The sequence below is a fragment of the Pseudomonas fluorescens genome, from assembly GCF_001307275.1.
GTDB lineage: Bacteria > Pseudomonadota > Gammaproteobacteria > Pseudomonadales > Pseudomonadaceae > Aquipseudomonas > Aquipseudomonas fluorescens_AA.
The window spans coordinates 5442885-5456962 of the sequence record NZ_CP012831.1 but is presented as its reverse complement, the minus strand read 5'-3'; the positions used below and the strand labels follow the sequence as shown (position 1 = coordinate 5456962).

The 14078-nt window shown below is 65.7% G+C and carries 2 protein-coding genes; both read left to right on the top strand.

From position 1 onward, the window contains the following. Positions 1–23: 23 nt before the first annotated feature. Complete coding sequence (locus tag AO356_RS24285; RefSeq protein ID WP_060741933.1) at positions 24–10229, top strand: non-ribosomal peptide synthetase; 10206 nt, start codon at positions 24–26, stop codon at positions 10227–10229. After that, a complete protein-coding gene (locus AO356_RS24280) occupies positions 10226–14077 on the top strand; it encodes a non-ribosomal peptide synthetase (RefSeq protein WP_060741932.1) in 3852 nt (1283 codons plus the stop codon). Before AO356_RS24285 ends, AO356_RS24280 begins: the two co-directional genes overlap by 4 nt. The last annotated feature ends 1 nt before the right edge of the window (position 14078 follow it).

Below are 14078 nucleotides of genomic sequence, written 5' to 3'. Positions count from 1 at the left end.
ACTTTGAAATGGACCAAGCAAGCATGAACAACATCGAAGACATCTACTCCCTTTCGCCGACCCAGCACGGCCTGTTGTTCCACAGCGTCTATGAACCGGATTCGCGGGTGTATTACCAGCAATTGAGCCTGGACATGAACGGCCCGCTCCAACTGAGCGCATTTCGCGGTGCCTGGCAGGCGTTGATGCGGCGCCACGCCGTGCTGCGCAGTGCTTTTCTCTGGGAAGAACTGGACGATGCCTATCAGGTGGTGCAACAGGACGTGCCACTGCCCCTGACGGAATTGGACTGGCAAGACCGTCCCGAGCCGCAGGCCGCGCTCGGACAGTTGGCGCTGGAACAGCGCGCCCAGCCCCTGGAGCTGAACGACTCGCCGCTGATGCGCGTGTGCCTGGTGCGCCTGGCGCCCGAGCGCTGGCACCTGATCTGGACCTTCCACCACATCCTCATGGATGGCTGGAGCGTCGGCATCGCCGTCCAGGAGTGGCTGTCGCTGTACTACGAACAGGCCCACGGCCGCCCCGCCGACCTGCCGCCGACCCGCCCTTACCGGGACTACATCGCCTGGCTGGCGGAACAGGACATGGTTGCCACCGAAGGCTTCTGGCGCGAACAGTTGCAGGACGTGAGCGAACCGACACCGCTGCCCACCTTCGCCGTGCGGCAGCCTGCGCCAACAGGGGCACCGTTCGCCGAACGGGAAAGCCTGCTGACGGCCAGCGAAACCGAGCAGCTGGCGCACTTCGCCCGCCAGAACGACCTGACCATCAACACCCTGATCCAGGGCGCCTGGGCATTGCTGCTGGGCCAGCATGCCGGGCGTGACGACGTGGTCTATGGCGTCACCGTTGCCGGTCGTCCAGAGAACCTGGCCGCCGTGGACAGCACCGTCGGGCTGTTCATCAACACCTTGCCGTTGCGCGTGCAGTGGTCTGAAGGCCCGGCTCTGGTGGACTGGCTGCAGCAGTTGCAGCAGGCCAACAGCGATCTGCGCCACCACGCCTACCTGCCCCTGGGCAAGCTCAAGTCGATGACGCGCATCGCCGCCGAGCAGGCGCTGTTCGACTCGATCCTGGTGTTCGAGAACTTCCCGGTCACCGACGCGCTCAACCAGGACACCGGCGGCCTGAGCTTCAGTGCCCCGAGCAGCGACCAGCAGGCCGACGGCATCACCCTCACCCAAGGCCGCAACCACTTCCCGTTGTCGCTGATCGTGGTGCCGGACAAACAATTGCACTACCTGATCAGCTACGACCGCAGTCGCTTCAGCGACGCCGAGGTCGCGGTGTTGTCGGCACAATTGCGCGCCATCCTGTTGGCGATGACGGCGCAAGCGCAGTGCCGGGTCAGCGAGCTTGAGTGGCTGAGCCCTGAAGAACGCCAGCAACTGCTCGTGCAGGGACGCGGCGTACAACTGCCGGTACCCCAGGCGTGCCTGCATCAGTGCTTCGAACAACAAGTGGCCGCCCACCCGGATCACCTGGCGGTCCGCGACCGCCAGGTCGCCCTGACCTACCGTGAACTGGACCAGCAAGCCAACCGCCTCAGCCAGTACTTGCGCGCCCAGGGCATCGGTCACGACAGTGTCGTGGCACTGGCCCTGGAACGCAGTGCCGGGTTCGTGATCGCCCTGCTCGCCACCCTCAAGGCTGGCGCGGCCTATCTGCCGCTGGACCTCAAGCAGCCCGCCGGGCGCCTGGCCGATGTGCTGGTGGACAGCCGCGCCGCGCTGCTGATCGGCGCCACCGCCTCGCCCCTGCTCAAAGGCCTGGCCGAGCACACGCCGACGCTGTGGCTGGCGGAACAGGCCGAGGCCATCGCCGCCCAGCCAGACACGCCACCTGCCGTGGCCCATAACCCGACTGACGCCGCCTACGTGATCTACACCTCAGGCTCCACCGGCACCCCTAAGGGTGTAGTGGTCGAGCACCAGTCCATCGTCGATTACCTGACGGCAGTGCACGCGGTGCTCAACCCGCCGCCGGCCGCCCGCTACGGCTTGCTGTCCAGCATCGCCGCCGACCTGGGCCACACCCAACTGTTCGGCGCCCTGTGCAGCGGCGCCAGCCTGTTGCTGGTGGATGAAGACAGCGGTTTCAGCCCCCTGGCATTGGCCGAACTCTTCGACCAACACCCGGTGGATGTGCTGAAGATCACCCCAAGCCATTTGTCCGGCCTGTTGCAGGCGCTGCCCGATGCACGCTTGTTGCCGCGCGCCCTGCTGGTCTTCGGTGGCGACGCCCTCAGCCCGGCGCTGCTGGAGCAGGTCAACCACCTGGCGCCTGGCCTCAGGGTGTTCAACCACTATGGGCCGAGCGAAGCGACGGTCGGCGCAATCGCCACCGAGCTGCCCGCAGGCCTGCGCAGCATTGCCCTCGGCCGGCCGCTGCCGAACCGCCGACTGCAAGTGGTGGATGCCAAGGGTCGCCAGGTGCCCACCGGGGTGTCCGGTGAGCTGCTGATCAACGGCGCCTTGGCCCGGGGTTACCTGCACCGTCCGGACCTGACCGCCGAACGCTTTCATCTCGACGCGGATCAGCAACGCTGGTATCGCACTGGCGACCGCGTGCGCTGGCAAGTGGACGGCCAACTGGCATTCCTCGGCCGGGTCGACAGCCAGGTCAAGATCCGTGGCAATCGCCTGGAGCTGGGCGAAGTCGAAGCGCAGATCAAGCGCCTGTCGCCGCTGATCGAACAGGCGCTGGTCCGCGCCGTGGAACTGGACGGCAGCCTGCGCCTGGTGGCCTACCTGGTCGCCAGCCAGTCACTGTCCGCGACGAAACTGCGTAACGACCTGGGTGCGCGGGTGCCGGACTACATGGTGCCGGCACACTTCATCACCCTCGACGAACTGCCCCTCACCCGGAACGGCAAGGTCGATGTCCAGCGCTTGCCGCTCCCGCAAAAAGCCACGGACGACAGCGCCACTCACGTGGCCCCGCGCAATGAAGTCGAAACGCAGCTGGCCGCCATCTGGCAAGACGTCCTCAAGCTTGAACGTGTTGGCGTGCATGACAACTTCTTCGCCTTGGGCGGCGACTCGATCATCAACTTGCAGATCATCGCCCGCGCCAACCAGCAAGGGCTGAAACTCACGCCCCGCCAGCTCTTCGAGAACCGCACCATCGCCGATATCGCCCGGGTACTGGGCGCCGATGCCAGCCATGGCGTGGCGCAAGCCGTTGCCGATGGCTATGACCTGCCGCTGGCTGCCGGGCAATTGGCACGCCTGGAGCAAGGGCCATTGCACGCCACCTGGCGCTGCGTGGCGTTGACCCAGGCCATCGATAGCGAGTTGCTGGCCCAGGCCATCGCCGCGTTGCAACACCACCACCAGGCCCTGCGTCTGGCGCTCAAGGCGCTGCCGGAGGGCGAGTGGCAGCAACGGGTACTGGTCGTGGCCAAGGCCCCGGTCATCACCACCGAGCAGTTGGAGACCTGCGCCCCGGCGCAACTGCAAGCCCTGGCCCAGGCCGGTGTCGATGCGCTGGAATTGGGTGCAGGCCAAACCCTGCATGCCAGCCTGCTAGAGGTGGACGGCACGCAATCCCTGCTCTTGGCCGCTCATCCGTTGTGCCTGGACGAAGCCTCCTGGTCGCTGCTACTGGCTGACCTCAACCTGGCCTTGGCACAGCTGCGCTATCAGCGGCCGGTGCGCCTGTCCTACGCCGGTGGCGATTTCACCCAGTGGACACGGCACCAGCAGGCCCATGCCCAGGGTGATGCCCTGGATGACGCCTGGGAACATTGGCTGCAATACGCAGGGGTGGAACCGCTGCAACTGCCTGACAGCCAGCAACCGGCCAGCGTGGTCGAAGACACCCTGCCGGCCGCCACCTCTAGCGAACTCAAGCGCCTGGGCGAAGTGCTGCAACTGGACTGGAACACCCTGTTGGCCGCTGCCGTGGCCGAACAGTGCCGTGAACTGTGCGGCAATGGCCTGGTCGCGCTGAGCGTGCACGATGCCCGTCCGAGTGCCGAGCGTTTGCCGGTCGCTGCGCCGATTGCCGTGGCCGACCTCGACCCGGCACGCATCATGGGCCCCTTGGCACTGACCGTGCCGTACTTCCTCCAGCCCGAAGGCGAGAGCCTGCTACAACGCTTGCAGGCACTGGCCGCGCAGATGCGCGCCTACCCGCAACACGGCGTCGACTATGGCGCCCTGCGCTACTTGTCGGACAATACCTACCTGCAAGAACCGCTGCGCGAGCTGCCAGCACCATCGCTCGTCATTCGCTGGCTGGGCAACCTCGATAGCCACCGCGAAGAGCGTGGCATCCTGGCTCAGGTTGAAGCGCCAACCCCATCGCCGGCTTCGACCGGGCCGCTGAACGTAGACGCCTGGTGGCAGGATGACCGCTTGCACCTGCGCAGCCAAGGCACCCTCGCCGCCGACTGGGCGCCGTGCCTTGTCCAACGCTTGAGCGAGCTCGCCGCACTGGCCACCGCGGCCGACCTGCGCCCTGCCAGCCAGGCATTCCCGCTGTGCCACAAGCAAGCGGCAACCCTGGCGGCCGAACCGCTGGACTGGCTGAACATCGAAGACGTCTACCCGCTGTCGTCGATGCAACAGGGCATGCTTTTGCACACCCTGCTGCAACCCCACAGCGGTATCTACCTGATGCAACAACGCTACAGCTGGGACGGGGTATTGCAGCGCCCGGCGATGGAAGCCGCGTGGCAGCTGTTCCTCGAGCGCCATCCAATGATGCGGACCGCCTTCTGGTGGCAGGACGACCATGAACCGCTGCAGTGCGTGTACCGCCAGACCCACCAGGCGTTCGACTGGCAGGACCTGCGCCATCTCGACGAAGAGCAGCAGCGCGAGGCGATGGACCAGGCCCTCGAAGCACAACGCCTGCAAGGCTTCGACATGGCCTGCGCACCGCTGACCCACCTGCGGGTGTTCCAGCTCGATGAGCGCCGCTTCGCCGTGGTGCGCAGTTTCCACCACATCCTGACCGATGCCTGGTGCTTCGGCCTGTTGATGGAAGACCTGCTGGCGATCTACCAGGCCCTGGTGCGCCAGGAGCCGGTGGCTCGTCCGCGTCTGCGCTCGTTCCGTGGCTACATGAGTTGGCTGGAACGCCATGACATGGCTGCCGCCCACGCCTTCTGGCAGGCACAGATGGCCGGCTTCAGCGAGCCGACGCCGCTGCAGGTGGACGGCCCGGTGGCCCGCCCGGAGCAGGCACCGGAACAGGTCGGCGACTTCGACCAGACCCTGAGCATCGCCCAGACCCAACGCTTGCAACAGCTCTGCCAGCAGTACCAACTGACGCCCAACACCTGGATCCAGGGTGCCTGGGCACTGCTGCTGTCGCGCTACAGCGGCAACCGCGACGTGTTGTTCGGCGTGACCGTCGCCGGCCGCCCGACTGACCTCGCCGGTGTAGAAGAAATGGTCGGGCTGTTCATCAACAGCCTGCCGCTGCGTATCGATGTCGACCCGGAGGCCCCGGTGGCCGACTGGTTGCAGGCACTGCTATCCCACAACGCACAATTGCGCGAACACGAAAGCGCGTCGCTGGTGGACATTCAACGTTGCAGCCAAGTGCCGCGCGGCCAGCAGTTGTTCGACAGCCTGGTGGTGTTCGAAAACGCCCCGCTGGACATCAGCAGCGTGCAACTGGACGCCTTCAGCATCGATATCTACGAAGACCGGGTGCACACCAACTTCCCGATGACGGTGGTGCTGTACCCCGGCGATCGCCTGGGCATTCGCCTGTCCTACGACAGCATGCGTTTCAGCACTGACACCGTACAGCGCATGCTCGGGCATCTGGTGCAACTGCTTTCGGCCATGCTGGAGACACCGCAGGCGCCGTTGGGCAGCTTGCATATGCTGCCCGAGGCTGAACGCCGGCACCTGTTGATCGACTGCAACCGCAGCGACCTCGACTTCCCGCTGGAGCGCGGTTATGCGGCGCTGTTCGCCGAGCAAGTGCGCAACCGTGCGCAACACCTGGCCGCCGTATGCCAGGACCAATCGCTGACCTACGCCGAACTGGACCGCCGCGCCAATGCCATCGCCCATGCGCTGCAAGCCGCCGGTGCCGGCCCGGAAACCCTGGTGGCGCTGTTCGCCGAGCGTGGCCTGGCGTTGCTGACGATGATGATCGCCACGCTCAAGGTCGGCGCCGCGTTCCAGGCCTTGGACATCCAACAGCCCCACGCACGCCTGGCGGAACTGCTGGACCTGGGTGAGGCGCCGCTGTTGCTGGTGTGCGAGCACGCGACCTCGACACTGGACAACGTCCTGCCGCAAATGCACAAGCAGCCTACCTGCCTGGTCGCCCAGGCGCTCTGGCAAGGTCGTGAGCAACCGCCGGTCACCTATGCGCACCAGCCGGATCAACTGGCCTACGTGATCTTCACCTCGGGTTCCACCGGCACGCCAAAAGGCGTGATGGTGGAACAACGAGGGATGCTCAACAACATGTTCGGCAAGGTCCCGAGCCTGGGCCTGGGTGAACACGACCGGATTGCCCAGACAGCTTCGGCGGCGTTCGATATCAGCGTGTGGCAGTTCCTCGCCGCACCGCTGTTCGGCGCCACCGTGCACATTCTTCCCGATGCCCAGGCCCACGATCCCGTGGCCCTGCTCGACGCCGTCCAGGAGCAGCAACTGACGCTGTTGGAAACCGTTCCGGCGCTGATTCGCGGCATGCTCCAGGAAAGCCAGGCCCATCACACCCTGGCAAGCCTGCGCTGGCTGTTGCCCACCGGCGAGGCATTGCCGCCGGTCCTGGCGCGGGACTGGTTCGCACGCTTCCCGGCGATCCCGTTGATGAACGCCTACGGTCCTGCCGAATGCTCGGACGACGTGGCCTTCTACCCCATCACTGAAGCACCGGCCGACGACTGCTTGCACATGCCCATCGGCACGCCGACCGCCAATAACCAGGTGTTCGTTCTCGACTCGGCGCTGCGCCTGGTCCCTGTGGGTGTACCCGGCGAATTGTGCATCGGTGGTGTCGGCGTGGGTCGCGGCTACCTGCGCGACCCGCAACGCACCCGCGAGGCTTTTGTACCGCACCCGTTCCAAGCCGATGCGCGCCTGTATCGCAGCGGTGATATCGGCCGGATGCGTGAGGATGGCGTGATCGAATACCTCGGCCGTCGCGACCAGCAAGTGAAGATCCGTGGCCACCGCATCGAGCTGGGCGAGATCGAAAACCGCTTGATGCAACACCCGGCGGTGGACAGCGCGGCGGTGCTGGCGTTGCCCGACGCCCGCGGTGCCTTGCAACTGGTGGCCTGGTATGTGCTCGACGAGACGGCCGACCTGGGCGGCGAGCCTGCGCAACAGGTATTGAGCGCATACCTGGGCCAGCAACTGGCAAGCTACATGGTCCCGGCCCGTTGGCTGGCCCTTGGACAGTTGCCGCTGAACGCCAATGGCAAGGTCGACCGTCGTGCCCTCGCCGCCTTGGGTGTGCCCCAGGACGAGGCGGTACAGGCGCAATCCATTGCGCCACGCACGCCGACCGAACACGTCCTGGCCGAACTCTGGCAAGAAATTCTCGGCCTGGACAACGTCAGTGTGCACGACGACTTCTTCGCCATCGGCGGTCACTCGCTGCTGGCCACCCAAGTCTTGTCGCGAATTCGCCGACGGTTGAACGTGAACCTGCCGCTGCGCACCCTGTTCGAACGCGGCACCCTTGAGCAACTGGCCCAAGCGGTCGATCAGCAACGCAACGCCCAGACCGAGGCCGACGCTGACGCCGAGATGGCCCCGGCGCCGCGCAACCAACCGCTGCCGCTGTCCTACAGCCAGCAACGGTTGTGGTTCCTGGATCGCTTCGAAGGCCCTAGTGCCGCCTACAACATGACCACCACCGTCAGGCTGCGTGGGGCGCTGGACATCGCGGCGCTGCAAGGAGCCTTGCAGGCGGTGTTCGAACGCCATGAGTCCTTGCGCACCGCGTTCCACCTCCATGGCGACCAACCTTGCCAGGTCATCAACCCGGCGCCGCTGGTGGACTTGACGCCAACCGAGCTGAGTGACCTGGACAGCGCAGAGCAGGCGCAAAGCCTGCAGCGCCTGATCGATGAACAGGCCGCGCGCCCGTTCGACTTGCAACAGGCGCCGATGCTGCGCGCCAACCTGCTGCGCTTGGGACGCGAGGACCATGTGCTGCAGTTGGTGCTGCATCACATCGCCACTGACGCCTGGTCCATGGGCATCCTGATGCAGGAACTGATCGTCGGGTACCAGGCACGCATCAGCGGTTCGACCCCCGTGTTGCCGGTGTTGCCGATCCAGTTCGCCGACTATGCCTACTGGCAACGCAGCGAAGCGCAACAGCGCCTGCTCGCGCGGGCCATCGATTACTGGCGCCGCCAGCTCGACGGCGCGCCAACGTTGATCCCGTTGCCCCTTGACCAGCCACGCCCGGCACGCCCCGACTACCAGGGCGCGGCCCTCGAGCAACGCTTCACGCCGGCCCAGGCCCAGGTGCTGAAGGCCTATGCGCAAGCGCAACGGGCGACACTGTTCATGGTCTTGCTCAATGCCTTCAACAGCCTGTTGCAGCGGGCCACCGGGGCCAACGATTTCATCGTCGGCACCGACCTGGCCAACCGCGAACATCCGGCCCTGGAACATCTCATCGGGTTCTTCGTCAACGTGCTGCCGATCCGTGCCCGCCTGAGCGAGGGCGAAACCTTCGACGCCCGCCTGCAACGCTTGCGCGAGGATTGCCTGTCGGCGTTCCAACACCAGCAAGTGCCGTTCGACAAACTGGTGGAGGAGTTGCAGCCGCCGCGTACGCCTGGGGTCAACCCGTTGGTCCAGGTGTTGTTCGTCATGCAGAACACGCCCAGTGGCAATGCCAGCCTGCCGGACCTTGAAGTGGAACACTTGGTAGCCCCCCAGCAGAGCAGCAAGTTCGACCTCGCCGTGTTTGTCGAAGAGGACGAAGAGCAAGGCCTGAACGTGCGCTGGGTGTACCGCACCAGCGTGTTGCAGGAGCAGACCATCCAGCGTCTCGAACAGGGCTTCGAACACCTGCTGGAGCAGATCGTCTCGGCCCCCGCCCAGGCATTGGAGCAGTGGTCGTGGCGCCTTGAGGGCAGCCACGCTGGCGCCGCGTCCCAGCCTGATTCGTCGCTCGACGAGGCCACGGCCCGCAGCGCACGCAAGCAGTCGAAACTGAGCAAGCTCAAGCAGACCCGCGCCACCGCCGTCAGCCAAGTGGCCCACGAGCAGGTCCGTACCCGTACCCTCGACGCCGGGCAAGCCTTGCCGTTGGTGATCGAGCCGTTGCTCGGCGACCTGGACCCGGTGCACTGGGCGCTGCAAGCCCGGGAATGGATCAATGCACAGTTGCTGACCCACGGCGGCCTGCTGTTCCGAGGTTTCAACCTGCCGGATGCCGCGGCCTTCGAGCAGTTCGCCCAGGCCATCGAGCCCGACCTCTACGGGACCTACGGCGACCTGCCGAAAAACAAGTCCGGCAAGAATATCTACCACTCCACGCCGTACCCGGAACAGCACATGATCCTCTTCCACAACGAGAGCTCCCATCTGCCGCAGTGGCCACGCAAGCAGTGGTTCTACTGCGAAACACCGGCGCCACGTGGTGGCTGCACGCCCATCGTCGATTGCCGGCAGGTATTGGCGCGCTTGCCCCAGGACATCGTCGCTCGCTTCAAGGCCCTGGGACTGCTTTACGTGCGGCACTTCACCGACAAGCTGGATGTGCGCTGGCAGGACTTCTTCAAGACCGAACAGCGCGAGGAAGTCGAGCGCCAGTGCCTGGCCTCGGGCATGCGCTGGGAATGGCTGGGCACCGACAACCTGCGGATCGCCCAGCACTGCCCGGCCATCGTCGAACATCCCGAGACCGGGGAACTGTCGTTCTTCAACCAGGTGCAACTGCACCACACTGCCTGCCTGGAGCCGGAAGTGCGCAACAACCTGATCAACCTGTTCGGCCTCGGGCACCTGCCCCGCAACGTGTACTACGGCGACGGCAGCGTGATCGAAGACGCGGTGATGCAGGTAATCGGCGAGGCGTATGAACATTGCGCGGTACGTTTTACCTGGCAAAAAGGTGACATGGTCATGTTGGACAATATGTTGGTGGCTCACGCCCGGGATCCCTTCGAGGGCGAACGCAAGATCTGCGTCGCCATGGGCCAGATGATGCGCCGCGAAGAACTGACGGGGCAGTTGCCCGAAGCACAGCCGCTGCCGGCTTCGGAGGTGCAGGCATGACCGTCTTTGAGAAACGTGAAGAAGCCTTCGCCCTCTCGCCGCAACAGCGCAGCCAATGGCTGGCGGGCTTGCCGCCCGTGCGCCTGGAGTTGGAGATCACCGGCGCGTTGGCGCTGGAACGCCTGCAGCAGCGGCTGGCCGCGCTGAGCGCGTGCCACGAGGCCTTGCGCCTGAGCGTGCGGCCCGAGCCGGGCCTGCTGATGCCGCTGCAAGTGGTCGAGCCCACCGCCACCGCAGTCGACGCGATCAGTGTCGAAGTGCAATCGGTGGCGGACGATCGGCACCGGGTGACACTGCAACTGCCGGCCCTGAGCGCGGATCGCGGCACCTTGCTGCGCCTGGCCCAGGCACTGGGATCGACGGACGCGCCGTACCTCGATGACGAGGCCATGACCTACACCCAGTACAGTGCCTGGCTCCATGAATTGCAGGCCGATGAAGATGCTGTTCCCGGTCGGCGCTTCTGGGCCAGCCAGGCCTTGGACGAACCGGCCGGGAGCGAGCTGCTCTACCGCCAGGTGCGCAACGACCGCCACGATGCCCCGGCGACCACCCGCCTGCTCGCCAACCCGCAATTGAGCAGCGCCCTGGACCACTTTTGCCAGCGTCACGGTGCCTCGCCCGAGCAGGTGCTGATGAGCGCCTGGGGGGTGTTGCTGCAGCGCCTCAGTACCGGCGACAGCCCGGCACTGACCTTGAACTGGGTACACGATTGCCGCGACGACTACGAGGAACTCGAAGACTGCTGGGGTTTGTTCGCCAAGCCCCTGCCCTTGCGCTGGCAACCGGCTGCGAACAGCTCATTTGTCCAGGCGCTGGAGACCCTGCAGACGCTGTGCGAGCAAGCCATCGAATGGCAGGAATACTGCGGCGTCAGCACCGCACTGCCGGCCGAAACCTTGCACTACGGTTTCCAGTGGGGCGCACACCTGCCCGATCGACTCGATACCTTGGGCAGTCTTGCATCGACGCTCACTGTGTCGGACGTGCAAGCCATCCCGGCAGGCATGGAGTTGCTGCTGGTTGCCGAAACGGTCCGCCACGAAGCCAGCGGTCTTGGCTATCGGTTGAACTTGCACCATCTGCCGAGCCGCTACAGCGAACAAGCAGCCCTGACGCTTCTGGAGCAGTTCCAGTCGCTGCTGTCCGATGCCCTCGCCAACCCAGGCAAGCCCTTGGCCGAGCTGTCGTTGCAGGCGCCGAGCTTCGGCGCGACGCTGGCCGCCCGGCAGGACGACGTCGCCGCCCCGCCGTTTGCCAGCGTACCGGCGCGCTTCGCTGAATGTGCCGCGCAGTTCCCCGAGCATTTGGCCCTGCGCGACCACCACGGGTATCTGAGCTATGCCCAGTTGCAGGCCCGCAGCAACCAACTGGCGCAGTACCTGCGCGCCCAGGGCGTGGGCCGCGAAGATCGCGTGGCGTTGTACCTGGATCGTTCGGCGCAAATGGTCCTGGCCATGCTCGCCGTGCTCAAGAGCGGCGCGGCGTTCGTCCCCCTGGACGTGCATCAGCCGGCACAACGCTCCCTGGCCATCCTGCAACAGGCGCAGCCAGTCTTCGTCCTGAGCGGTTCGGCCGGCAGCGCCCCCGCGTTGCCCGGCATCGGTAGCCTCGACCTGCGTGATGAAGCGACCTGGCAGCACGCACCTGCCACGGCAACCAACGTCGAGTGCCAAGGGCAGGACGCGGCCTACGTGCTGTTCACCTCCGGCAGCACCGGCACGCCCAAAGGCGTCATTGTCGAACACGCCCAACTCGCCAGTTATGTCGCCAGCGTGTCCCGGCGCCTGGCGCTGGGGGTTGGCGAGCGCAGTGCGGTGGTCACTTCGCTGGCGGCCGACCTGGGCTACACCTTGCTGTTCCCGGCGCTGCTCAGTGGCGGTGAATTGCACCTGCTGGACAAGGAAACGGCAATGGACGCCCAGGCCTGGGCGGCCTGGCAGGCTGAATACCCCATCGATCACCTGAAGATCGTACCGTCCCTGCTGGACGCGTGGCTGATTCATGCCCAAAGCGCGACCGTGTTGCCTCGCAAGCAACTGATCCTCGGTGGCGAAAGCTGCTCGCGGCGCCTGCTGCAAAACATTCACGGCCTCGCGCCGACGCTGACAGTCTTCAACCATTACGGCCCGACCGAAACCACGGTCGGCGTGGTGATGCACAAAGCCGATCCAGCCATGGATTATCGCCGCCTGCCCCTGAGCGACCGCCTCGATGGCGTGCGCCTGTACCTGCTCGACGAACAGCAAGCGCTGGCCGCTCCCGGGCAGAGCGCCGAGCTGTATATCGCCGGCCCGCAACTGGCCCGGGGTTACCTGGACGCGCAACAGAACGCCGGCCGTTTCATCGAATGGGGGCAATCGCCTGGCGAACGCCTCTACCGCACTGGCGACATGGCCCGCTACCTCCACGACGGTAGCCTGGAAATCACCGGACGAGCCGATCGCCAGGTGAAGATCCGCGGTTTCCGCGTGGAACTCGATGAGATCCAGGCGCAATTGACTCGCCTTCCCGGCGTCGCCCAGGCCGCGGTGGAATGCATTCCCCGGGGCGAGCTCGGCCAGCAACTGTTCGCCTTCATGACCCTGGCGCCCGGGCATTCGACCACGGTCGCCAGGCTGCATGGCCAGGCCCAGGATTGCTTGCCGGACTACATGCTGCCCACCCTGCGGATCGTCGAAGCCTTGCCGTTGATGGGCAATGGCAAGCTGGATCGCAAGACCCTGCAACAATGGGCCGACAAAGTCCTCGACACCGTTGGCAGTGCCTTGCCGCGCACGCCGCTGGAAGCTTTGCTTGCCGAGGTCTGGGCGCAAGTGCTGGGCCTGGAGCGGGTGGGTATCGACGATGATTTCTTCGAGCTGGGCGGCCATTCCCTGGCGGCGGTGACCCTCGCCAGCCGTTTGCAGACCGCGCTGTCGGCGCCGGTGACGGTCAATGCGGTGTTCAACGCCCCCAGCGTCTCGGCGTTCGCGGCGTTGGTGCAGGCCGAACTCAAGCTCTCGCCACTGGTCAGGCTGTCGCCGCCAAACGCAGCACCCATCGAGGCCGGCAAGCTGTTCTGCTTCCACCCCTCCACAGGCCATGTGCAGGACTACCGTCCCCTGCTGGCATCGCTACCGGCCTGGCAACTGTGGGGACTCCAGGCGGCCTACCTGGCCGACGACAGCACGACACTGGGCGGTGACATCGAGAGCCTGGCGGCGGTCTATGTCGAGCATCTGCGCCAGCAGCAAGCGCACGGTCCTTATCACCTGCTGGGTTTCTCCCTCGGCGGGCTGCTCGCGATTGCCGCTGCCGCGCGCCTGGAGAGCCAGGGCGAACAGGTAGCGTTTCTCGGTATCATCGATTCCCAGTACCAGCATCATGCCCAGGAAGACAGCGTCGAAGCGCTGCTGGAGTCGGCCGCCCTGTCGCTGACGTCGGACAGCCAGACCGTGTTGCGCCAGTTGCCACAGGCGACCCTGGCGGCACTGCTGGAACAACTGGACGCCCTGCCCCCGGCAGCACGCCTGCCGGAACTGGCCCAATGGGCGCGCCAGCAGGGCCTGCAGCTCGATGGCGACAGTTGGGAGCACCTGCAAACACGGCTGCGCTACCAGCAGCATACGCAGCATCTGCTGGCGACCTTCAAGCCTGCGCCACTCAGTTGCCCGGTGCATGTCTGGTGGGCCGACGATACCCTGGAACAGGCTGAGTTCGCCGACCCGCACTGGGAACACCTGAGCACCGGGCCGTTGACCCGTGAGGTCATCCCGGCGCAGCATCTCACTATCCTCGAGCAACCGGCCCTGCACCAGCAACTGGCGGCACGGCTCGAGGCCATCGCTACGAACGGAGCGGTTTGAA

Bases quoted from the DNA above. Each gene is read 5' to 3' on its own strand.
- AO356_RS24285 (WP_060741933.1), top strand. From the start codon at position 24: ATGAACAACATCGAAGACATCTACTCCCTTTCGCCGACCCAGCACGGC.
- AO356_RS24280 (WP_060741932.1), top strand. From the start codon at position 10,226: ATGACCGTCTTTGAGAAACGTGAAGAAGCCTTCGCCCTCTCGCCGCAA.